Origin of the sequence: Vibrio sp. 10N.261.45.E2 (assembly GCF_002875705.1) — a bacterium.
GTDB lineage: Bacteria > Pseudomonadota > Gammaproteobacteria > Enterobacterales > Vibrionaceae > Vibrio.
Window position 1 is genome coordinate 91,461 of sequence record NZ_MCZZ01000058.1, and the last position, 24,599, is coordinate 116,059.

Below are 24,599 nucleotides of genomic sequence, written 5' to 3' on the forward strand. Positions count from 1 at the left end.
TCATAAAAGCGGATATCACTGCTGTAAGGTGAACTATGTGATCTCGCCCTCTTATTTAAAATGTTGTATTCTCACGGCAACTATATGATTTGTATATTAATAAATCTGTCAATAATTGATGGACAACGTTTTGAGGTCTATTCGTGTTATCTATCGCGAACTATAAATTTACAACTGTTGAACCTTTAGGCGAAGGCGGTTTTGGCTTTGTCGAAAAAATCGAGCTTGTCAGAAACTACAAAGAAGGTGAACAACCTAATCAATATGCGCGTAAGGTTTTGGCTCCAAAGAACGATCTTAAAATGTTTAAAGAACGATTTAAGCGTGAGGTTTTCAGTCAGAATAAATGTGAACACAAGTATGTCGTTGATATCTACCTCGCAGATCTAGACTGTGATTCACCTTACTTTATTATGGAACTTGCAGATTGTGACTTGGCGGATCTCATTAAAGCAAATGAACTAAGTGAGCAAGACAAACTCGATGTCATGATTATGACGTGTAAAGGTTTACAACATATTCATAGTAAAGGTTACCTACATAGAGACATCAAGCCATTTAATATTCTGAAGTTTTCACATGATAAGTACATACAATTGAACGGTGAGGTAACACCAGATGTCTTCTATAAGATTTCAGACTTTGGTTTAATTCGAAAAACCGATCCTGACCCAACATCTGAGGTTCTAACTTCTTTCGGAACCATTCTTGGTACTACGAGATACTGTGCTCCAGAATTGATGTACTCAGGCATCTACACGCATCAAACGGATATTTTTGCTTTAGGTAGAGTGTTTGAAGAGTTGGACGTTCAAGATAAACATTTGCAGAAAATAATTGCAAAATGTGCTGATTTCCAAGCACGCACTCGATATACGAATATTGATCTCGTTTTGGAAGATATAACCAACGTTGTTGAGGTTGTCGAATAATGCTAAAGCTAAAGGAATGTAGTAGTTTCACTCATGCTAAATCTGATAAAAGAGTAAACCAAGATTCGATCCTTACCCCCACTAGGTGTGATGATGGTTTTCTTTTTGCAGTGGCCGATGGAGTTGGTTCTTACAAGGGCTCTGATTTAGCTTCAATGGCTGCTGTTGAGTATTTAGAGAAGTCTCATCTGTCCAAGGCTCGTTTACTTTCTCCAGATTTATTCGAAGGTATCTTAACGAACGTTAAAGTGCTGTCTAACTATGACCCTGAATATGAAGTGGCTTCAACAACACTCACTTATGCATACGTAAATTCAACCGAAATAATAATTGGTCATATTGGCGATTGTCGAGCTTACGTAAAGCAAGGAAACAAGTTGGTCCAACTAACTAAAGATCATACTCAGCATCAAATGTTGATCGATCAGAAGTTATATACGAAGGCCCAATTGAAAAACGCAACAGGGAAAAACCTAATCACAACAGCTATATCTCAAGTTGTACCAATGAAACCTGAGTTTTTCAGCTTTAAAGTTTCTGATTACGTTGATGACCTACAGAATTTAACTATTTATCTGATGAGTGATGGCGCACATGCGTACTGGGAGGAAAACCCTAGATTCTCACCGAACACCATGAAAAATGTCACAAAATTATCTAACAGCTTATTACGTCGTATTGAACGGAAAGGCGCAAAAGACGATTATACGCTCGTTGCATGTACATTTTCTGTTTAGTTAAACAATTAAAGGAGCGTCAAGCTCCTTTTTTATTTCGAACGTACTTCTAGAAGCACATCGGTGCCTCAATCGATATACGCCGAACGGAGTTGCGGTAAATTAAACAGAAAATCGGCGTGTCCATTGCTGTTATTAGAAACTGGATAGACTTCCACATAAAGTGGCTCTCCGTTACCCAAATCGATTACGATGTCCTTCGTTTGTCCCGGCACGACTTCCACCCACCCAGTTTTAGTCTGAATTCGGATCGGGAAGTCCGAGGTGGCATTGTTGGTGATTTCACCCTGCTGGTCACCAGTGGCCAACATACTGTTTTCGAGCGTGAGTGCTCGCTCTGTCAAGATGATCGCCATTGGTTTGCCATTTGATAAATAGAGCGGTGTATTACTTTGCGACGCTAAATAGTCAATGGTGTCCATGACAATCAAGTTTTCGGGCTTGTAACTGAAATTCTTGAGTATTGAGTTGGTATTACTAAATTCGTCTGCAGCAACGACCGATAACGAATAGATTTCATTTTCATCAAGCGTGGGGAAGAGTTTAGGTAATTCGAGTTGATAGGTTTGGCTGTTTACTGTTTCTTCAAGAAGTGAGTACCCAAGCTGATAGTCAATGTCATAACGAGAACCACGTAATGAGACAGTAATGTCATTGATGCTAGACCTGTCAGAAACGGTAAAGGTCACTTTTCTCAAATCGGTCACCTGATCTGATAAAGTGCTTCCATCATAACCCATGAGTATCGATGGAGCGGTCTTGTCACTGACGTAAGTGACGGCATGTTTACGAGTGTCTGGACCGTGGCGCTCTCTTGCATAGACGTAGACTTCATGAGTCCCCTCTGGTAGCTCGGTTAGATTATATTGGCCTTCAAAAGTCGTGCTGTTGACCGTTGAGTTAAATCGCGAGACATTGAGCTTGTTTCCATCGGCATCTTGCAGTTCATATCTATCCATGTAAATCCTATTTTGGTAGCACGTATGGCATGTAAGCTCGACGCGAACCGATAAGACCTTGGTATCTTCATTAAATGAGGTTTCCTCTACAGATGGATAGTACCTATCATTGTATGATCCAACGGGGTACGTAGGGTTACTCGATAAAGTCTGGTCTTCACTACGTACAGTGAAGCTACTGTGATAATAAGCCGATCCACCAGCTGTCATTGTCCAAGGTGAGCTTAGGATAACATCACATACATCTTGCCCTGTCGGAACCGAACATGAATGCCCTGCGTGATAGGCAATTTGAGGATAACTTCTAGCATTTACAAAAAGTCGTATGCGCTCGATCTGTACTGGCAGTTCATCATTGTACACACGTCGACTCCATGACCCCCAATCTTGTGTATCCGAATAATAGTATTGCCCATATCTCGGGACAGGAGTTTGTCGGGCGCTATCTGAGAGTGTTACACGATAAAGGCTTGGCCCAGTCACATTCCGGTAATGCGCTTGGTTTCTCCATGATATACCGATGGCTCCAGCGGGTGAGGTATCGACAAAATATATAAACCCGTCGCCTCTGTCTGTGTATACGGCGTTAGCTCCAGAAGCCCAGATCCCCCCCGCATTGTCGAAGCTCCCAGAATTATCGCGAAAATTCCAATCTGCTACACGGTATAAGACCGTTACGGGATTGGTATCTACCTTCATCTCGCGCACATAAGGTTGAAACCCGGTTAATCCGCCAATTACATTGCTACTCCCTGGAACCAAGACACCAACAGCCTCTAGTGTGTCCGTTCGTAACGAGTCCCAATACACATCTTGATAGGCGGTATAGGTGACATTACCGGCCTTGTCCGAAATCTTTGATCGCGTTTGGAATCGATCAATCGCATTACCAACTGGGAATAGAGTAGAGTTCGCTGAAAGGTTTATTTCAGCAGATAGTTTTGACTCAGTGTAGGCAAGGCTCTTCGATTTATATGGAATACGATTGTCTTCGGCGTCGAAGGTGAAGGTTTCCATCTCAATGTTATCAATGCCCGATGTATCGGAGACATTTTTGACTTCAACGATGGTTGAGGTATAGGAACCCATTTGAGCTGATAAATACCAGCTTCCGGTAGGCAGCATTGAGTTTACGTAGCCGCCATACATGTATTTTACTGACATATCATCAGAGGCTGGTGGCGTGACATCCCTAATGATGTTCGTGGTTTCTGAATTAACCACCACTCCATCTAGTGACAGGGTTTCCGCCTGAACGGTAAAGCTGCCTTCTGAGGGAATAGAAACGCTAAGTAATGAACCGAAATACTCACTATTGAATGGAGACTGTGAATCATTGACCGTGATCACGTTACCCGTGGTGTTGGTCACAGCAACGCCGTTCTGAAGAATATTGACTCGGATGCGACGATCTAATCCCGCACTAACATGAACCCCTAATTGACCGACGTTATTAATTAACGTGGATTCGGCAGTGTTCGTTTTTACAAGCTTCGATATGCCGAGTGTATCGGTGAACTCGAACCCCTCGATTGCTGAATGCGCTAACCCAGAAGCGGTAAGACAAATTGAAAGAAAACATAATCGAAATTTCATACTTGACCTATTTAAATCAAAGTGAATTAGATTGATGTTATCAAGAGTGACTTAACAGGAATTCAAATAAAGGAAGAAATTACGGTGATTGATTGACGATGGTGCTTTGAAAAAAGAAAAGGGCTCGTAATGAGCCCATTCTCGCTCTTGAAACCCCTTCCAAGAGACTTGTGCTCGCAAGACCTCTCCTGCAAGACTTCAATCCGAGGATTGACCTTCTGGAACCCCTTCCAGTCGGATTTGTATGGAGGAACTAAGAATAAACTTATGTCATTCACTCGTTCAAAATTAGTATACACCAGAAAGATTAAATGTTTAGAAAAACAAACCTAGTTAAGAAGTCAAAATCGCGTCGTTATTTGAAATAAAGTGTGGATCGCCCAATTAGAATGACTCTGTAACTTTACTCAAAGGACGATCCAATGAACCAATCTCCCCATCTATTCAGTTGTCTTATTGCGAGCGTCTTCGTTATTACTGGTTGTTCAAGTGAACCCGAAGATGCTGCGTATTGTCCCCCCGTAAATACTAACCACAGTCCATCTCACAAAGTTGATGGTGCCAGTGAGTATTTCAAAGCGGCGACGCCAGTGTCATTGAATGAATTTAACCTTAAGTCATACGAAGCTCCGATCATTGATGGTGAAATCCACTTGACTGATCCCAAACGCATATCGAGTCGGTACGTCTTAATGAATTTGAATCATGGGAAGGAGTCACTGTATGTCATCAGGCATGCGGCGATGGACTATTCAAGGTTAAGTGGATACGACTACGCGTTCTTAGCGGAGCATAAAGAGCATGCAACCGTAGTAACAAGTGGTGAGAAGGTGACGGTCGTTGCGTCCTCTGGGAAACCGAACTCATTCAACTACATTGAAGCGCCAATTTATAAAGAGGGATATGAGGGGCGGGTCGAATGGAAGACACAAGAGTACCTATATGGGTTGGCCACTCAATTTGATGAACTCTATATCGACACAGCGATTTCTATTGATAACAAGCCTTATGTTCTGGGTTTCGCCAAAACAAAGACAACCACAGGTGAACGGGTGGGCGTCGTTTTGTTCGACTTGAGCGATAAGGGTTCTTATAAGTACACAAGGGTTATTGAATATAAAGGTGAGAAAACGCTGCCCGGTAATGCGATGTATGTGTATCAGCACGACAACGTTGTCATGGTCAGCGTGTTTGATAAAACGTTTAAGGTCGCCCATCCAGAATCATGATGGTTCGTTTCCGTTTCCGATAGTGAACTAGCACTCTCCCCTGAAGCTCCGCGAGGAGCTTTTGTGCATAATTACCGTTGATTTTATAATTTGTCTTTAATCTCCAGTGTCTGTTGCGATATGTACATTCCGCACATACTGGAAATTGAGTTCAGTACTGTATTGGAATCCACTCCCGGAAAGTTTCTGCAGTAGACCTCTAGAGCCATCAATCCAATATGCATACTTTGTGGAAGGTTTACTGGTACGGGTCTGACCGATTTGTCCTTCTGACCTACTTGGAAAAAGACTTTCGTACCTTGGTGTTCTACGCCAAAGAATTTCGATGATTTCTCACCACCGACCCCATGATTGCTGAAACTTATCTTTTGGTAATAACCCAAACATACACCAATGAACAATGGCAGTTCGATGTCTGTGAGTTGAATCGCGACCTTATCTTTCCAATTGTATGAGCGATCAGTTGAGTTATTACTAAGGGCAGCTTCTAAACGAATGGTATAGAAAATATTTTGCTCGCCATTTTCATCAACAATACCCTGTTGGCTCGACTTCAGCTTTTCGTCCGGCTTCACTTCTAACGCTGCTTTACCGCCATGAACTTTGTAACCATGCGCTCGGATCTGGCGCAGCGAATTCGAATCAGGCGCAGGGTTATTTGCTCTGAATGGATTGTGTTTGCTTCCTTCCTGTTGCGGGTTATTTGCTGGTGGTACGGATCGCGCTAACGCTTGGTTGTTCTGAGGTTGGTTTTGGCTTGGTCCATTTGCAGGCATCGAATGTACGTTAGCTGTCGATGGACCATTGTTATTTTGAGGCTTCTGAATTGGACGATTGTTTGGTGAAAATGTTGACGTGTTCATAAAAGGAATCCCCGTTGATATTTAACAGGGTTATACAACTTCGCACTCGCTATTTAGATTTTGGCGAGCTTTGTTCGATGTGTGTTTCGATATCCGATAGCAATTGTTTCGTATGGACGCACAAGCGGTAGTAAACGGTGGGGGACTCATCGGCATAGGGGCTTAAAAACGTATCTGCTGAGTATCCGGTATTTTGATAGTAAGCACTACGTATGCCTTCAGTCAGAATGCGCAGAGGGATGACAGGGTAAGGGTCAATCAATGTTTGGTTGGCTTCTAATGACGACTGTAGAGCGAGTTCAGATTGCAACAGTGCTTGCTTTAATACGGCTGTTAAGTCGACCAGAGCGTTATGGGTTAAGGTTGAGTCAATCAACGTTAAAGAGTTTGTGTTTTTCATACCATTGAGTGTCTTTAATGCGTTCGATTTCATATATTAGCATTACTTGATGTGTTGTACTTATCATTCCCAATATTTTTAAACGCACAGCAAATAGATCAAATAGTCATCAATATTTGGCTGCCTATTTGGATTTTATGACTAAATAAAGTGTGAAGATTACGTATATCCAGTTTCAAAACTTACCTGATAGACTAAAACCTCATAATTAACTTTCAAAGTTGAGAATGCTGTATATACTGATTGTATGTACAGTGTAAGGTTTAGTATGTCAGACAAAGATGCAAATCAGAAAAAGGTCATACGAAAAGAAGTAGAAATTTCGACTATACCTAACTTCGTTTACGAGAAACCATTGGTATCTATTGATGAGAATGGCGAACCTCAGGTTACCTACCGTGCCAATGGCAATAAAACCCTCATCAAAACACTCCCTTTACTCCATATTACTGAGTATGACGATAAAGACAAACTAATCAGCTATCAATCATTAGACATGGTTAATGAGTTTTTATTGTCGAAAGCAATCGATAATGGCGTGCTTGAGCTTGGCACTGATGCACAAGGGCTTGCTCATTACTTTAGTTTTGTATTGGACAAGCAGGCTGAGTGGGATGCTGAAAACGATGAAGAGGACTTTGACCCTCTCTATGATGACCCCCGCCCAGATTGGGATGCTTTTCCCCGCAACAAACAAGAGCGGTTAACCTATCAATATCGAGATGGAATAAAGCAGCTCGCTATTAATGGTGTATTGGCTAAAACAACGGTTAGGCAATATATGAGTAGTGTTGTTGGCTTCTATAAACATTGTCTTCGTCAAGGTATCCGCTTCAATAATCCACCCTTCCAATTTGAGACAGTTAACATCCATTTCGAAGCGTCTGCATCAAGTATGAAAGCTTACCAACGTAAGCAGGTACACACGACGGATATGCGGATTAAGTTTTCTAAGTCATCACGCAGTGGCGGCACAAACCTCAGCAACCTGCGCCGTGATCTAAAGCCGTTTACCAATAATGAATGGAACATCCTGCAAAACATATTAATGAAGTCTCGTAGGGTGGTTCGTCATGGTGACAATAATAAACTGCACTCACTGCCGATTGAGTTTTGCCTGCACCCAATGATTTGCCGTAATACGGGGCTACGCCGAGAGGAAGCTGCGAGTCTTCATTTGGGACAGATTGTTAACCCTGAAACTATGATTCAGGACGGCAAAGAGGTGTTTAAAAAGCCTGTGATGGATTTGGGTGTCGGTGATAAATACCAATCACTAACAAAAACGGCTGAGGGCTTTGCAGAGAAGAATAAAAGCCGCGAAACCATTATCCCCGCCGCATTAATGAAGATGCTTTACGATTACTCGCAGTCTGACAGATATCAAAAGCGCCTTGAGAAATTTAAAGTATGGTGCAAAGAACAGGTTGAGGCAGGTAATACGCATTTCTTTGAGGGTGATGATGCGATTAACCCTGAGCTGGAATACCTGTTTATTACCCAGTCCGGGAAACCCATGTTTAAGCGGTTACAAGACTTTACTGGACGCTGGGTGGAAATACGTAACACTGCAAACCTAACTCAAGGTCTTGACCAGTTTATTGTTGGTTCCCTACATAATTTACGCTCAACGTTTGCCGTAAATATCTTCCGTCACCTCCTAAATAAAAAGGATGAGTATGGCAACCCATCTATCACACCTGATGAAGCATTGGATAGGGTATCAGCGCTGCTAGGCCATGAAGATAGGGCGACGACCATGGAATATCTGAAAATTGCACAGGATATGCCCTCTGCCGATGAAATTTACGAGGACGTACTGGACTATATTGGCGCTTTTGATGACTTGGAGGCGGCAGTATGAAGCAAGGACGTAAGCGCACCAAAATTACGACAGTTAAGAGTAACGCACCTATTATCTCACTTCATTTTGAAGATATGGTTTTAGATTCTGGCAATGGCCTAAAATCTTACACTCACCGCCTGCGCTACTGTCATGTCCCGACAATGGTGCAAATAAGGTCAGGCAAAGGAGTGTTGGCGAATCGAGATGATATCGTCAGGGACATTCACCAACGGCTAAACCCCTTACCTGAAAACAGGTCAAAGCAGAAATATTTTTCTGGGCTTGTTACTTACTTTAAATACCTTGACGGCATTGGTCATCACGGTGACCTTTTCGCTAATACCGTCATGATTGATTGCATTAAGCACTTCAATAAATTACGCGAAAAAGGTGTGCAGGTATCGGTAGCAGGGCAAATTAAATGCAGCTTATCTTTCCTATTAAGGCTGTGGAATAGAGAGTCTGACCTTAAGACGTTGCCAGAAGTTGCCGCGAGAGCTCCTGCTGCGAATAAAGCCTTCCATGTGGAAACAGAGCTGAAGCCGTTATCCAAGGTATTGGTTAAAGGTGCATTGGCCTTTCAGGAAGCGATTGAGAACAATGAGTTGCTAGATATTCATCCATTCTTTGATGAAGAGCGGTTTGATGAACAAGTAAGGCGCAATAACTGGACATTAAGGCAAAGTGCAAAAAAGAAAAGGGGCTTCAAGCAGTGCATGAAACCCCAAGCTGGAACATTAAAGACTAGCCCGCTTCCACTTGAGCAACTTCATCGGCAGGTATTTTATAATCAGGCATCACGCAATTGGTTTTTCGTGTTCTCAATGCTGACAGGCATGAATACATCGGTGCTCGCTAATGTACAGCATAAGGACGTTTCATTTAAAAATATTGGCAGTGGGCGGTTTGTTTTTGATGGTGAGAAGTTTAGGGCAGGCTATAAGGATTTAGATAATAGCGCTGGCTTTAGCTTGCGAACCAAAGAACTGATCACCCGCTGGCTACAAACATCTAAAGTGATGTACCAATCACTGGGTATCACGCTGTCAAATGAGTTGCCGCTTTGCCCTTTCTTTAATGCCAATGGTGAGGTTTGGACTTTCAATGTAAATGGTACAAATATTGGCTACATCAATACTCAGCTTGAAAAGATAACTGGCTTAACGGTGACTACAAGCCGATTCAGAGCAACAAAATCTGATGTACTGATGCGAGTGACTGAAGATATCTTCCTTGTGTCACAGGGGCTGAATAATTCCGTAAATGTTGTCGCCAAACGGTACTCTAGCGGTGTTCAGGCAGACCATGATAATAACCTCAATGCCACGTTTGGCGCGTTAAGCGCGGTTGCCAAGGGCGAGGAGATTGGCAAAGCCATCGAGGATGCAAAGGCGATGCGCAGCGATATTTTGTCAGATTTTGATTATAAGAATTTGCGCAGCCGTGAAAGCAAAGAGCAGCCATTAATGACAACACCCAGTGGCATCAAATGCGCAGGGGCAACACCAGAGAAGCTTATTGCGGAAGCAAGGCGCATGAAGCAGCTGGGCATTGATTTTTCCAAAGATGCGGGGCGTTGCACGGATTTTCTTGCTTGCTTCGATTGCGACAGTCATAAATTGGTGGCGTCAGAAAATGATATCTGGTTGATGCTGTCATTTTTAGAGCAAATTGAAGACCTCAAAGAGATGGTGGCGAGTAATTCTGCACCTAAAGATGAGTATTTCGTGGTGGAAGGCCTATTGAAAAAAGTCCTTCTCAGGCTGAAACAGAAAGCACCTAAAAACTACGCTCAAGCAAAACAAAAAGTGGATGACGGCGAGTACCACCCGCTTTACCAAGACCGAGCCAGCGCAAGCCAATTTTTTAAGGGGTAACTTATGTCTGAAAAGCTTATACAGCTTCGCCAAGAACTTGTTGAAAACCCGTATGTGACATTTGACTCTGACGGGAAAGGTGTGTCCCGTGTCTTTGATTTAGCCTGGGATTTTCACGCCCTGAACCAGAATGAAAAAACAATCTCTTTTAGGCATCTTGATGAGAAGTATTGCCACGATATTCAATCTTACCTCTATGCGCTGATGCAATGGCAAAAGGAAAAATCAAACCCCAATTCCCATTTTGCTGTTAGCACGTTGCTAAGGACAAGGGGTAATTTAAACACCATCGCAACACGCTGGGGAAAAAGTGACTTCAGCTTGCTTTCGAGTGAACGAGAGTGGAAAAGGTGCAGAAAAACATTGCATGGGGTCGGCAATGAAGGTACGTGCCGACATATTGCGTCTGTGATTAATGCATTTAATAAAGCGGGCCTTGTAACGCGTTATGTCAATAAAAGAGAGTATATCAAGTGGGTTAACCCTGATGCTGATGATGGTCAGGCAATCGCGTTTCCTGAAGCGATTCATGTCAGTATTTTAAAGACAGTTGTTGAGTTTGTGGAAACCTACCACCCCTATCGCCATCAGATTTCAGAGGCGATGGAAAAACTATACACCTATCAGGATGAAATGTTCAGCGCTGAGCTTAGAGCACTTGATGTAAGTGCCTTAACCGATAGGCAAATGATGACATTCAGCCAAAGGATGTCTAGAAGAATAAGCAAGTGGCCTGAACGACAAGCCATTCCTAACTTCTCCTTTCACAGGAAAGGAAATTGGTTAGGAGCAATGCTCAGGATGTGCTTTATCTGTGTCGGCTTGTTCTCCGCTGCCCGAAAGGAAGAGCTGCTCTCCATGAACAAAGAGAGCTATGACGATTCACTGGCTGCTGTACCAAAGGTCTCAGGGTTTTCGACAAAAGGCAATAAAGGCGAAAAGATTTATACGACGTGGAATACTGCTCCTATCGCAAAACTGGCACTGGAGCTAGCTTATGACGCCACGCAAGCTGCGAGAAAATATTCGTTAGAGCGGCTAGATGACGGCTATCAAAAAGGTCAGTTAACCCAAGACCAATATAATGCTAAGCGACAAGACCTTGAGAGTGCCTTTATTTCTTCTGATATCCCTTATGACAGTGAAGCTCTCATAAATAAATCGTCGTTAAAATATAGGGTTTACGGTACTGATGATGCATTGAATTTGAAAGAATTCAACATTATTGCGACCGCCGAGGACGTTGAGGAATTCGACCTGCTAAATCCAGACCGCGCAGGGAGTTTAAAGGTCGGCGGCGGTTTACCAAAGCTTAGCCCTCATGATTTACGGCGGAGTTTTGTGGTCTTTATGGTGAAGAACCGACTGGGCAACGCACTCACAGTAAAATACCAGCTTAAGCACCGCAATATAAACATGTCCAATTGGTACGCGAATTATTCCGAGCTGGCGCGTACCAATCAACTGTTGATGGATACTCAGTTAATGAGTGAATTTGATGAAGCCATTGAAAGTTCAGCGGTCAACGCATGGGATGAGATTTACAATGTATCCGATACCTTAAGCGGTGCAGAAGGTGAGCGCATAGCCCAGAATAAAGCAGAGCGGCTAGCGCAAGGGGAGGGAATTGTTATGTCCCGAAGTGAACTACTCGCTTTGGTAAGGTCTGGTGACAAATCCATTGTATTACTTCCTACAGGGGGCTACTGCACCAACCGTAACTGTGAACGCCTTTGCTCCCTGATGGATATTGTTGAAGCCCCCTGTGAGCATAAGGTTGTCACGGATAAGGCGGCCAAAAGGCTTTCAAGGGAGCGGGAAAAACTCATTGCGTCATTCCGGGCAATCAATGATATGGGTGATTATGCCAATGAGTTGATTCTGGATGCCAGAAAAAAGAAGATTCAGTCCATTGAACCAACATTGGTCAAACACAGCATCCCATTTGATAGCTTCAATGATGATATTAAGGCGGTATGGTCATGAAAGTAGAGTATAAGGCAACCTGCAAGGCAGAAGGGTTACTGGTCAATGCATTTCAGCGCTTATTAGATGGCAAGCCGCTTCATCTTAAGGCGACAGGCAAGCTGACGTTGAACCGAATCAATAATGAAGCCCAACTTGGCAATAGCTATGTCCATAAGTTCAAAGAGTTCGTGGCCTACGCCAAACCTGTTATCGATGAATACAACCTCAACCGCGATAAGGCGATGACAACAGGTTTAGATATTGAGCTAGATGTCCCTTTATCTGAGCTTGATAGGCTAAAACACCAGTTAAAAAAAGCCAATGAGTTGAAAGACAAGTACAGAACTCAACGAGACAATGCAGTTAAAGCTAGAAAGCAGTTAGAGGCTGAGAATGCCAGGCTCCGTTTCAGGGTGTTTGACCTGCAACAAGAGTTATTGGATGAAAATTCAGTTGTGACACCCATAAAGTAACACTTTCCCACGCTCAAAGTGTAATGGGGCTAAGGGCGTAACACATTCTGCCCCTTTACGCGCTAGACCTTTTACTTATTCATATGCTGTGAATATGCGTTTACCCTACTACAAGTTATCCATTATTCTGATGCGGTTCGCTGTGAATTCCCATGATGTATCACGGGGGTAAATTCGACTTGCCAACAACCATTTACCTTCCAGCTCTGCTTCTTGATGGGATTGATCCAAACCCTCATTATCGGTTCGAAAGTGGCGAGGCACTGACCATTATTGCGCTGCGCGAGACGCGTGTCAGTAGGCCAACGTCAGTGTCTTATTTTGCTAAAGCAAGATCCGGTTGTGTTTTAAATGGTGTAGACACGCAAGGCACAGCGTTTCGATGGTGTTGTCTGCTGCGTTGAGGTGGATCTCGGGTGCCAGAGGGGGCTGATACTCGGCGTCGATGCCGGTGAACTGTTGAATGTTTCCTGCCCGGGCTTTTTTATACAAACCTTTAGGATCCCGCTCTTCGCACACGTGCAATGGGGTATCGACAAAGATTTCAATAAATTCGCCATCTTCCAACTGTTGACGAACGAATTGACGGTCGTCGCGATAGGGAGAGATGGATGCAGTGAGCACTATCAGACCGGCATCGACCAACAGTTTTGCGACTTCACCAAGGCGGCGAACATTCTCCCTGCGATCGTCGTGGGAAAAACCGAGATCCCCACATAAACCGTGGCGTATGTTGTCACCATCGAGGCAATAGGTGTGTGCGTCCAACTTGGCTAACTGGGCTTCTAAGGCACTGGCGATCGTTGATTTGCCGGCTCCGGACAAACCAGTAAACCACAGCACACAGGGGCGCTGCTTTTTCTGTGTCGCGCGAAATACTTTATCAATACCATGGTTGTGCCACGTGACATTGTTGCTGAGTGGTGTTTCGATGGAGTCTGTCATGATTAGGGTTCCGTTATCGTTCAATTAAAAAGGAAAGAGTTGGGGAATTAAGGTGAGCACCAGCGCTGAATAGACCAGTGACACGGGCAGGCCTAGCCGTAAATAATCGCGCAGTTGATAGTGACAGACGCGATAGACCAGCAAATTCGTTTGATAGCCGTAGGGAGAAATAAAACTGGCACTGGCCCCAAACAAGACGGCCATAATGAAGGGCATGGGATCCGCCTCATAGCCCAACGCCAGGCTGTAGCTCAGTGGGAACGCCAGGGCCGCAGCCGCATTGTTGGTGATCAGTTCGGTTAACAACATGGTCAGCAGATAGATAGCGATCAAGGCACCGTAAAGGCCCCAGCCATCAAACGAGGCAATAAACATTCCCCCCAGCATGTCGGAGAGACCACTTGAAACCATCAGTTGGGCGAGAGACAACGCAGAGCCGACGGTCACGATGAGATCGGTGGGGAAGCGGTGGCGGAGTTCATTCAGCGTCACAACACCGCACGCCAGTAAGCTCAACAGATAACCAGCTAATCCCTTGATTAAGGGGAGCTGTTCAAGCAGCGCGGCTAGGATCACCGCGCCAAATCCGATGAGTACCGCCAGACTCTTGCGGCGGTCTAATCGGGCGCTGGAGTCGAGATCATTGACCTGCACAAATTCACGATCCAATGGCTTCGACTTATGGTGAAAGGTTTTACCTGGTACCAGCACTAAGGTATCGCCCGCGTGCAGTTCAATATTGCCTAGTCCACCGGCCAAACGTTCATGACCGCGCCGAATAGCGACGACAACAGCATCAAAGTGTTCACGAAATTGGGCTTCTTTTAGCGTCTTTCCCCGTATTTGAGCAGAATGACTGACGATGACTTCTAACAAGGCTTGGCCGTTCAGGTGATGTTGACCAAACAGTTGCAGCCCTTGAATTTCCTGTAGGGTTGCCACGCTCTCGACATCGCCGCAAAACAGCAAAACATCGCCGGCTCTCAGCTCGGTGTCCGGCCATATCGGCGCAATGGTTTGCCCTTCTCGAATCAGCTCAGCCAGGAAGAGCCGGCGCAAGCCTCTTAAGGCATTTTGTGCGACGGTTTTGCCGACTAACTTAGAGTTGGACTCAACGCGGGCCTCGAGAAAGTAGGGCAACTCCTTTTGCGTCTGCGTGTCGTGGTTGGGCAACCAATGGCTGAGTGGTACCAGAACCATCATACCCCCGATGAGTACGGCTAGACCGATCACAGTGGGAGCGAAAAAGCTTAAGCTGGGCAGTCCGGCGTCTTCGACGAAACTGTTGATGATCAAGTTGGTGGAAGAGCCGATCAATGTTAGCGTACCACCCATGATGGCCGCATAGGAAAGTGGTAGGAGCAAACGAGATGGCGCGTGGCGTTGATTACGTTTGACTGCGCCGATGAGTGACACTACGACCGCTGTGTTGTTGGTGAAAGAGGAGAGAAACGCTGCTGAGAAGCCAAGTTTCATGACGACGGACGCTTGTTCTCCTTGAGACACTTGCTGTACGACCCAACTGATCAGGCGAGTTTTCTCCAAGGCGCAAGCCGTCAGGAGTAACAAGATCAAGGTCAGCAATGAGGAATTGGTAAAGCTCCCAGAAAGGGTGGCTAGGTCAAGCAATCCTGTTTGGAAGGCGACAAAGGTCGCGCCAGCGAACAGGAAAGCGGGCTTAATACGTGTGAGCATGAGGCAAGCCATTAGCACCAATAGGGTGGCAAGCACCATTTTTTGTTCCCAGTTCATGTCACTTAACCTAGCTGCTGGCTCAGATCTTTCGCACTCCAATGAGGGAAGTGTTTGCGGATCAGGGCGTTTAGTTCAAGTTCAAAGGTGCTTACGTTGCTTGCTACTGGCTGGGGGGCGGCTAAGGCTTGACGGATCATGCCCGCCCCCACGGTGAAATTGGTCAAGGGGTCAATTAGAATCAAGCCTCCAATCGTGGGGCAGTGTTGATAGTGGTCAAACGGTATCGACTCGGTCAGGCTCATCTCACATTGGCCGATCCCATTGAGCGGCAGTGTGTCTGTGGGTGAGGTTTCGAGGGTATTGATGTTGACTTGGTGACGGATCGCCTCAATCGAGCCTAGGGTGGTCTTACCGGCAATTTTGACGTTGTACTGACGACCCGGTACCAGGGGTTGCTCAGCCATCCAGACAATATCTGCCACGAGGCGAGGGCTAGATGAGAGCGGATGGTGCGATGACACAATGACATCACCGCGGCTGATGTCAATTTCATCGCTGAGAGTGACGGTGACGGCTTGGCCTGCAACGGCCTGAGGCAAATCCCCTTCAAAGGTGACAATGCGCGCGATCTGACTGGTTTTCTCTGATGGCAGGGTGCGGACTTGATCGCCGACTTTCATGATCCCCGAGGCTAAGGTCCCTGAAAAGCCCCGAAAATCGAGGTTGGGGCGATTCACGTATTGGATCGGGAAGCAAAACTCGTCGTGTTGGCGTGCGGGTTCGAGGTCTATGTGTTCCAACACCGACAGCAGCGTCGGTCCGTGATACCAGGGGGTGTTTTCACTCACCTCGACCACGTTGTCTCCTGCGCGGGCAGAGAGAGGGATCAAGTGGATGTTACTGTGGGGGTTGAGTTTGTCGGCAAAGCGCACGTAGTCCTCGCGGATAGACTCAAAGCAGCGTTGGTCGTAGTCAACCAGATCCATTTTGTTTACGGCGACAATGACATGCTCAATACCGAGCAAATTGGCGATATAAGAATGACGGCGCGTCTGGTCTAACAGGCCTTTTCGGGCGTCAATTAGGATCACCGCGACGTCACAATTAGAGGCGCCAGTGGCCATGTTGCGGGTATATTGTTCATGACCGGGAGTATCCGCGATAATGAATTTTCGGGTCTGAGTGGAGAAATAGCGGTAAGCGACGTCAATAGTAATGCCTTGCTCTCGCTCCGCTTGAAGACCGTCTACCAAGAGCGCGAGATCGGGTTCATTGCCCAAGGTACCGAGCTTGTGGCTATCGGCCTGAAGGGCGGCCAACTGGTCGGTATAGATTTGGCGGGAGTCGTGCAGTAGGCGACCGATCAAGGTACTTTTGCCATCGTCGACGGAGCCGCAGGTCAGAAACCGAAGTAGGATTTTGTGTTGATGCTGCTCTAAGTAGGTGTCGATACCTAGATCAGCGATGTGTTGTTCAATGATGCCGTTCATTCTGTTCTCCTTAGAAGTAACCTTGACGTTTTTTCAATTCCATTGAGCCAGACTTATCGTGGTCAATGGCCCGTCCCTGACGTTCACTCGATGTCGCAACCAGCATTTCCGCGATGATTTCGGGTAACGTCGTGGCGTCAGACTCCATGGCGCCGGTGAGTGGGTAGCACCCCAAGGTGCGAAAGCGGACCGGTTTATGTTCGACACGCTCGCCTGGATGGAGCATCATGCGGTCATCATCGACCATGAGCAACATGCCCTCGCGTTCGACGACGGGCCGGACTTGAGAACGATACAAAGGGACAATGTCAATGTTTTCCAAATAGATGTAATGCCAGATGTCTAACTCAGTCCAGTTGGATAGTGGGAAGACTCGAATGCTTTCTCCTCTATTGATTTGGCCGTTATAGGTGTTCCACAGTTCCGGGCGTTGATTTTTCGGATCCCAGGTGTGGTTTTTGTCTCGGAAGGAATAGATGCGTTCTTTTGCACGTGAGGCCTCTTCATCACGACGAGCCCCGCCGAAGGCGGCATCAAAGCGGTAGTGATCGAGTGCTTGCTTGAGCGCTTGCGTTTTCATGATATCGGTGTGTGTTGACGCGCCGTGTTGGAAAGGGTTGATCCCCATTGCGACGCCTTCTGGGTTCTGGTACACGCGAAGGTCGAGCTGGTATTTGTTGGCTATCCGTTCGCGAAACGCGATCATGTCGCGAAACTTCCATCCTGTGTCGACATGCAGCAATGGGAAGGGGATCCGGCCTGGGTAGAAGGCTTTGCGGGCCAAGTGCAATAGCACTGACGAGTCCTTGCCTATGGAGTACATCATTACCGGGTTATCGAACTCCGCGACCACTTCACGGAGGATATGAATACTTTCCGCTTCGAGCTGTTTGAGGCTGTTTAAATTGTTTGGGTATAGGTGCATAGTCATCACTTACTGTTTAGCGGTATAAAAATCATCAAAAACGGCGTGCCGATCTGGCAGACAGAACCTTGTCTCGCGCATTGATCGGCACGCGGCCAAAGGGTAGGAGCCCCTTGTTGAAACGGGGCTTGACTCAGCCAGGGAGTCTGACCAGCTCGCACTCGGTCGCTGGTCCTTTTTCTATCTTCTGTACGGTGCCGTTTTCCATAAACACCAAGTTATCGGCCACGTCAAAATAGCGGTCATCATGAGAGATCACGATGATGATTTTGTTTTGCTTTCGGAGCATGGGCAGTATTTTCCGATAGAAGATCTCTTTAAAACGGGGATCCTGATCGGCCGCCCATTCGTCGAACACGATGATGGGGCGGTCTTCCAGCAAGGTCACCAGCAAGGCGACGCGGCGCCGTTGGCCTGCCGATAGCGAAAGGGTTGAAAATTCGCCCTGGGTCAAACTGACCTTCTCATCCAGTTCGAGCAGGCGCAGGTAATGTTGGATAGTGGCGTCTTGATCCGCCTCTATTGGAAAATAGAGGTTGGAAAACAGGTAGAAATCGGCATAGATGACGGAGATCTGCTCACGTACTGACGGCAGATTGTCACTGCTTATGACTTGATTTCCCAATAAGATTTGCCCTTGATCCGGGTTAAAGTGGGTTGATAAACACTTACAAAGCGTGGTTTTACCCGAGCCATTCCCGCCGACAATAAAACTCACTTCGCCTCGGGAAAAACACAGATTGATATCGCGAATACCAAATTTGTCGTTGCCCGGATAACGAAAAGCCACGTCTCGCACTTGGAGCTGGTGCCAATTGGGGGCGAGGTGACCGGTGCCCGTTTCTTCCGGCGTCGCCAGTTCGGCATAGAATGCTTCGATTTTCTGGAGGGACACTTTACCTTGCTTGATGCTGCCTGTGGTGGACAAAATGGTGCGGATCGGGCCAGACAGATACAGGAGGGCGGCGACGATACTGAACAGTTCTTTAAGACTTAACAAATTGGTGTAACTGAGATGAAACACCACCAGACCGATGATCAGAAACGACAGCATTTGTCCATAACTGCCGCCGAGAATGATGGTGACCAGACCTTTGAGACCGTTTGCTAGCGCAACTTTTTCTGGTTCGGCCAGTGCGGCACGATAATAATTGTCGCAGCGTTGCTTGTTTAGCCGCAACTCCTTCGCACCATAAATGAGGCCTTTAACGCCTTCCTGAATGGTGTCATACGCTTCTCTTTCGCGACGCATAAAGTGGGAAGCGACCAGCATGGGGATCTGATAGCTGATAATCGCGATGGCGAGGGCGGTCAGGACGAAGAAGAAGATATCGGGGTGGAGGTAGAGCAAAAACAGCATGACGCCAACAATAATAATGGCGTTGATCCAAATCAGCGGCAGATTGACCGAGGCATCGGCAATGACCTTAATGTCGTGACTGAGTAAGTTGATGATGCGGGAAGGCCCTACCCTGTCGAGTTCCATTTGGCGCATGGACTTGATTTGCTGGTACAGGCTCAACCGGTACTGATACGTGGCCTTGAATCCTATGTAGGTGGACAAGGACTGAGAGATGGTGCGGATCAGGATAATGAAGCCGCATAACAACAGGTAATACACCGCCAGTTCTTGGGTGGGGGAATGAAAGTAGGAGTAGTTGGTCACCTCCAGACTGACATCGGCGCCGAAGTCGGCACTGAGGGCGTACATAATGAAGGGGATCAAGATCGCGTACGCTAAGCCAGTGAACACCGAAGTCATTAGGGAGACAAAAAATAACCAGGGTGACACTTGGTAAAACAGATCGCTAAGTCGGTGCAAACGCATCACAGATTTCCTCCGTCTGAGCGTTGATGGTGTAACGCCTTGGACTCTAACATTGGGATGTAATCCCCATTCTGATGTTTGGTGATCATATCGTCGTAGTGCGGACTGAAGACGTTACCGGATTGGCCAGTGGTGTTGATAAAGGCATCCTGGGTGTCGTCACCAAAATCAATCACTTGACGGTAACTGGTGCCATAAAAGGGCATAAACCAGGCGTCAGTACGGAAGCTGGACGGGGAGACATTGAGGGTTTGTTCACCGCCGCTTGCAGCGATACTGCGATGGAAAAACGTGCTCAGCATACCGTTAAAATAGCTGATCCCAGTCGCGGACCTTTCGGGCTTACTGAACGGGAAGTGCGGGTACTGGGCTTGATGAACGGCGCCCCAGCGCCAGTTGTCGGGATCGTTACCATAGCGGGCAGAGAGCGCGTTGATGGCGTGGTCAAACGCGCTATTGACGAGCGCGTTACAAGATTGGGTGGGTTCGATCATGACAAAGTCACACCACTGAGAGGTGGTGTTGTTTAAGGTGTTGCTGACGAACGCCAAGTCCAGTTTCTGAGTTAAGACGTTCAAATATTGCCGTTCATTCGCTGGGATTGGGGCACGGGTTAAATCATCGGCCACCATCAGTCGGTTCATTTGATACAACCAGGCGGTGTAAATGGTCGCGGCGACACTCTCTCGCGCCATTTCGCCGTTCCAATTGGCGAGCCGAGCAAGGAGATCGGGGGAGGCTTGGCCTGGCGTTAATTGGTTGAGTAGCAGTGCTACATTGTTGACGGCGCCTGGGCTAGAGACATCGTTTTGCCATTGTTTCATGTCGTTGATGTCTACGCCATCGGGCGATTGCAGGGCACGCATGAGTTTGGTCTCAATGGTCTGAGCACGAAAATCATCGGACCAGTCTCCGGTAATGAAATAGGGGTACTCTGGGTCGATAAACTGGTTATTGGCCGTGATAATGTAACCCTGCTCCGGGTTCAATTGTTGAGGGAGGGCATCAAACTCAATCCAGTCTGGCCATTGTGTCTCGGCGCGCCAACCTTGTTTGGGTAGCATGCCGTCGTAGGGCTTACGCTTGGGGATCATGCCCGGCACCAGGTAGCCGATATTGCCGTCACGATCGGCATACAGAAAATTTTGAACTGGGGCAACATAGTCACGCAGGGCTTGTTTGAACTCGGGCCAGTTTTTGGCGTAGTTGAGTCGATTAAAGCTTGCAAAGGTGCCGCCGTTTTGCACGTCGGCGGTCCATTTGAGGCTAAAAGAGACGCCTTTTAGACGCGGATCCAAATCGCTGAGTATGACGCCGTTGCGTGTCCGCCTCACTTGTAAGGTGATCGGATCTTCTTGGGGCTTTAACGGCTCGGTTTTGACGTCGATTTTTTCTTCTGACAAGGTCATGTCGTACCAAGCACTGTCGTAGAAATACTGGTTTCGATTATTGGGGTTGATGCGCTCAAAATAAATGTCTTGTGTATCGGCCATCATATTGGTGATGCCCCAAGCAATGTTTGGATTACGCCCGATCACGACAAACGGGAGACCGGGGAAGGTCGCGCCGGAGACTTCGAGGTTGCCGCCCTTCATTCGCGCCAGATACCAAATGGACGGAATCGAATTCGGCAAATGCAGGTCGTTCGCTAAGAGCGGTTGACCGGACGCGGTGTATTGGCCAGAAATAACCCAGCCATTGCTGCCGGTGGCCTCGCGGTTAAAGAAGTAAGGCCCCAATCGGCTGCTGTCCATGGCCGCCGTCAAATTGCTCACGCCGTTTAAGACCAGAGGCTTCATGACTTCATTGGTTTTGTCCAATCCAAAGTTTTTCAGCAAGGCAGAGCGGGTGATTTCAGACTCCATATTGGACGCAAGATCCCAGGTCATCAATTGCATCAATAACATGGAATCGATGGGTTGCCAGGGTTGGGGAGTCAGGTCAAAAATAGTGAACTCGATCGGCAAGGTGGTCAGTTGTGCCGTCGCGTAATTGATGCCTTGAGTATACGCGTCAAGGAGTTGCTTTTGATCATTAGGCAGTTGTTGCCACATGCGTTGGGCGTTTTGTTTTAGGCCGAGCGTTCGCATTAGCTGGTCGGATTTCAAGGTTGATTTGCCCATCACGGCGCTCAGTGTTCCGGCGGCGCGGCGACGATTGACCTCCATTTGCCACAGGCGATCTTGCGCGTGCATGGCCCCTAGCCCAAAGTAGACGGCCAGCTCGGTGTTCGCCTGGATGTCAGGGATCGAATACCCATCTCTGTGCACCGTGATGGTCTGTTGGCCATACTGCAATTGGCTGGTGTGGTTGGCTTGAGGCAGATCCCAGCGAAACGTGCCATAGAGGAAGGCTGCCACGAGAATGGCGGGAACCAAGAGTATCAACACAAAATACACAGAGATAGAGGGCTTATCCAACCTTTTCATTGATGAATCCTTAATAAATCCTTGATGCGGTGATGTTTTCCCTGTCCGAAAAACACCCTGATAAACACGAGTGAAGGCGCGACGGTTGAGGCGCCTTACGTCAATGATTTGTTATCGATGGCCTGTAGACTTTGAGCCAATGACACTCAATCGCTTGTCCTAGCCAGGCGCGCTTTGTTGTCCGTTGACACGTCGTTGATGACTTGGGCGAGCTCTTGAAGGGTGGGCGTGTCATAAACATTGTCGAGTGCCAACTCGCAGTTGAACTGTGAGCGAATTTTGGCGATCAGACGAACGACGAGCAAAGAGTGACCGCCCAGTGCGAAGAAATCGTCGTCAGGGCTGAGGTCTGAAACCGGGCGTTTGAGCAATTCGGCCCAGATCATGACCAACCTCTGTTGAATTGCAGCGTCAACGGCTGGTGTCGTGTCGGAGAGGGGGACATCAGTCTGGCCTGCCCAAGGGTGGAGCTGCGGCGGGATCAGATAATCTGGCAGATGGGCTTTGAGATAGGCTTGGATCGCCGGTCGCTGGTCATCGTACGTCTCGACGTTCGCGCGCAGGGTGCGTTGGCCGTTTTCGTCATCAGTGAGGCTCACCTTGGCTCGGGCGATCTGTGGGCAAGCGTCGAGGACATGTTGAATGCGATCGAGTTGGATGGGGTAGCCATTCACTTTGACGGGGCGAATCGCGGAGGTGAGCTGAGAAATGGCGTCGATATCGACCAATTGTGCGACGCTTTGCTGCTCGTCGGCTACCAGGCGGTGGAGCAACTGATGGTAGGCCTGGAGTAAGCCTTGGATCGTCTGGGGAAGAAACAAGTCGGTGTCGTAGTCGAAACGCAGGCGCAGTTGTCCGTTTACGCGAGTGGCGTAGGCTTCCAAATCGCATTTCACCGTTTTCTGGCCACCGATTTGGTGATCGGGTAAGGCGTTTAAGACGCCGGTTTGTGGGATCGCTTTGTGGTCTTCCTCTTGGAAGGTAAATAACAACTGTATGAGCGGAGCATGACTTAAAGAGCGTTGAGGTTGCAGTTCTTCGACTAATAAATCAAAAGGTACCGCCTGGTGTTCAAAGGCGTCGAGGAGCGTGAGTTTGTTGCGTTGCAGTAGCTCGCAAAAACGTTCGTGTGGTTTGACCTGCGTTCTCAACACCAAGGTATTGCTAAAGCAGCCAATTAACGCTTCGCTCTCTCGGCTGAGGCGGCCCGCGACAGGTGTACCGATCACAACGTCGGCGTCTTGACTGATCGCCGAGTAGAGTGTGGTCAATGCTGTTTCCAGAAGCATAAACAGGGTGACGCTGTGGCTGTGACAGAGGGCCTCTAGACGTTGAGTCAGGGTTTCATCCAACACCAACAATTCGCTGGCGCCCGAAAACGCCTGCACAGGACGTCGAGGATTATCTGTCGGAATGCTGTGCAGTGGCGGTAGATCGTGGAGTTGTGCGCGCCAGTACGCGCACTGGCGTTCCCATGGTGCTTGGTGGATCTGCTGCCGCTGGTGATGGGCGATGTGCTTGTATTGTTGCTCTAAGGGTGGGAGCGTCGCGTGGTGACCGCTAAGCTGAGAGCGGTAGAAATGGTTGAGCTCTGACAACAAGATCGCCATTGACCAGCCATCAAACGCAATGTGGTGGGCTTTGAAGATCAGATAATAACGGTTTGATGCGACTCGAACGACGGTGAGGCGTAACAGGACATCGCCGTTCAGATCAAACGGTTGACGGAGAAAAGGGTGGATCACTTCATCGATGCGCGCCTGAGGTAAAGCGTCACTCAGAGGGGAAGCATCGATGACATCGAAAGGGGGCGTGAAATCGGACATGACCTCTTGAACCAGCGCCTCGCCCTGCATAAACACTTTTGAGCGTAAGATCTGGTGGCGCTCGATAACGCACTTTAGTGACTGCTCTAACTTGGGTAAGTTTAAATCACCGACAAATTCGAAACCGAATGGAATATGATAATTCTGGATGTCCGGTTGCAGTGCTTCGACATACCAAATCCGTTGTTGGGAATAGGAAACAGGGTGGCAGAGGGCCTCGTGCGTGCTGCTGTGCGGGTTTTCAGGTGACGCAGCAGCTTGAAAAAACGCAATGATCTGGGGCTCCAAGCGGCTGATTTGTTGTTTCAACTCATCTGTCAATGTATGGGGAGCGCCAAAACACTCCAATTCTCCGTCAGAAAGCGCAATTTCAATGTCGAGAGAATCGAGAGTGTTGAGTAGGTCTGTTACCGAAGACATGAAACGTCCTTTTAATAATTTCGCTGAGCATCGTGCGTCAATCAATTTGATTCGAAATGAGTTCGAGCGCGCGCTAAGTTTATTCGCACTGAGCGGCTATGTATTAATAACGCTGTGAGAGGGTATCAAGAATTAAGAAATATAAAAATAAATTTATATTT

At 47.3% G+C, this 24,599-nt stretch carries 17 protein-coding genes; 7 read left to right on the plus strand and 10 right to left on the minus strand.

The features are described from left to right. Positions 1–143 precede the first annotated feature (143 nt). Together BCT34_RS03460 and BCT34_RS03465 are read left to right on the plus strand one after the other, a co-directional pair. Positions 144–932, plus strand: a complete 789-nt coding sequence (locus BCT34_RS03460) for a serine/threonine-protein kinase (RefSeq protein WP_102305763.1) — start codon at positions 144–146, stop codon at positions 930–932. Continuing rightward, complete coding sequence (locus tag BCT34_RS03465) at positions 932–1,669, plus strand: protein phosphatase 2C domain-containing protein (RefSeq protein WP_102305764.1); 738 nt, start codon at positions 932–934, stop codon at positions 1,667–1,669. Before BCT34_RS03460 ends, BCT34_RS03465 begins: the two co-directional genes overlap by 1 nt. Positions 1,670–1,737: 68 nt before the next feature. Here BCT34_RS03465 and BCT34_RS03470 read toward each other — a convergent pair whose 3' ends face one another. After that, the gene (locus tag BCT34_RS03470; protein ID WP_102305765.1) at positions 1,738–4,224 is read right to left on the minus strand and encodes an Ig-like domain-containing protein; all 2,487 of its coding nucleotides are present in this window, start codon (positions 4,222–4,224) and stop codon (positions 1,738–1,740) included. 422 nt (positions 4,225–4,646) lie between these two features. On the opposite strand from BCT34_RS03470, the gene BCT34_RS03475 reads away from it, so the two are divergent. Next, positions 4,647–5,453 carry a hypothetical protein gene (locus BCT34_RS03475; protein ID WP_102305766.1) on the plus strand — a complete coding sequence of 269 codons (807 nt, stop codon included), beginning with the start codon at positions 4,647–4,649 and terminating at the stop codon, positions 5,451–5,453. A gap of 83 nt (positions 5,454–5,536) precedes the next feature. On the opposite strand, the gene BCT34_RS03480 is transcribed toward BCT34_RS03475, so the two are convergent. Then, complete coding sequence (locus tag BCT34_RS03480; protein WP_102305767.1) at positions 5,537–6,316, minus strand: hypothetical protein; 780 nt, start codon at positions 6,314–6,316, stop codon at positions 5,537–5,539. A 49-nt stretch (positions 6,317–6,365) separates the two neighbouring features. Then, a complete protein-coding gene (locus BCT34_RS03485; RefSeq protein ID WP_133150988.1) occupies positions 6,366–6,716 on the minus strand; it encodes a hypothetical protein in 351 nt (116 codons plus the stop codon). A gap of 268 nt (positions 6,717–6,984) precedes the next feature. Between BCT34_RS03485 and BCT34_RS03490 the strand changes: the two genes are divergently transcribed. The 4 genes from BCT34_RS03490 to BCT34_RS03505 are packed head-to-tail and all read left to right on the plus strand — an operon-like array spanning position 6,985 to position 12,880. Continuing rightward, the gene (locus BCT34_RS03490; RefSeq protein WP_076651329.1) at positions 6,985–8,580 is read left to right on the plus strand and encodes an integrase; all 1,596 of its coding nucleotides are present in this window, start codon (positions 6,985–6,987) and stop codon (positions 8,578–8,580) included. Further along, positions 8,577–10,439, plus strand: a complete 1,863-nt coding sequence (locus BCT34_RS03495) for a hypothetical protein (protein WP_076651328.1) — start codon at positions 8,577–8,579, stop codon at positions 10,437–10,439. Before BCT34_RS03490 ends, BCT34_RS03495 begins: the two co-directional genes overlap by 4 nt. Before the next feature lie 3 nt (positions 10,440–10,442). Next, complete coding sequence (locus tag BCT34_RS03500; protein WP_076651327.1) at positions 10,443–12,425, plus strand: hypothetical protein; 1,983 nt, start codon at positions 10,443–10,445, stop codon at positions 12,423–12,425. Continuing rightward, positions 12,422–12,880 carry a hypothetical protein gene (locus BCT34_RS03505; protein WP_076651326.1) on the plus strand — a complete coding sequence of 153 codons (459 nt, stop codon included), beginning with the start codon at positions 12,422–12,424 and terminating at the stop codon, positions 12,878–12,880. The genes BCT34_RS03500 and BCT34_RS03505 overlap by 4 nt, the downstream gene beginning before the upstream one ends. Before the next feature lie 324 nt (positions 12,881–13,204). Here the strand turns inward: BCT34_RS03505 and cysC are convergent, their stop codons facing one another. The 7 genes from cysC to BCT34_RS03540 all read right to left on the minus strand — a co-directional run bounded on the left by cysC (position 13,205) and on the right by BCT34_RS03540 (position 24,438). Beyond that, the gene (gene cysC / locus BCT34_RS03510) at positions 13,205–13,825 is read right to left on the minus strand and encodes an adenylyl-sulfate kinase (protein WP_076651325.1); all 621 of its coding nucleotides are present in this window, start codon (positions 13,823–13,825) and stop codon (positions 13,205–13,207) included. A 24-nt stretch (positions 13,826–13,849) separates the two neighbouring features. Then, positions 13,850–15,577 carry an SLC13 family permease gene (locus BCT34_RS03515; protein ID WP_076651324.1) on the minus strand — a complete coding sequence of 576 codons (1,728 nt, stop codon included), beginning with the start codon at positions 15,575–15,577 and terminating at the stop codon, positions 13,850–13,852. Positions 15,578–15,582: 5 nt separating this feature from the next. After that, complete coding sequence (gene cysN, locus BCT34_RS03520) at positions 15,583–17,010, minus strand: sulfate adenylyltransferase subunit CysN (RefSeq protein ID WP_076651323.1); 1,428 nt, start codon at positions 17,008–17,010, stop codon at positions 15,583–15,585. A gap of 10 nt (positions 17,011–17,020) precedes the next feature. Beyond that, the gene (cysD, locus tag BCT34_RS03525; protein WP_076651322.1) at positions 17,021–17,935 is read right to left on the minus strand and encodes a sulfate adenylyltransferase subunit CysD; all 915 of its coding nucleotides are present in this window, start codon (positions 17,933–17,935) and stop codon (positions 17,021–17,023) included. 133 nt (positions 17,936–18,068) lie between these two features. Further along, positions 18,069–19,763 carry a cyclic peptide export ABC transporter gene (locus tag BCT34_RS03530; RefSeq protein ID WP_076651321.1) on the minus strand — a complete coding sequence of 565 codons (1,695 nt, stop codon included), beginning with the start codon at positions 19,761–19,763 and terminating at the stop codon, positions 18,069–18,071. Beyond that, complete coding sequence (locus BCT34_RS03535) at positions 19,763–22,192, minus strand: penicillin acylase family protein (RefSeq protein WP_076651320.1); 2,430 nt, start codon at positions 22,190–22,192, stop codon at positions 19,763–19,765. Before BCT34_RS03535 ends, BCT34_RS03530 begins: the two co-directional genes overlap by 1 nt. 146 nt (positions 22,193–22,338) lie before the next feature. After that, positions 22,339–24,438, minus strand: coding sequence for a condensation domain-containing protein (locus tag BCT34_RS03540; protein WP_076651319.1), 2,100 nt, complete (start codon positions 24,436–24,438; stop codon positions 22,339–22,341). Positions 24,439–24,599 lie beyond the last annotated feature (161 nt).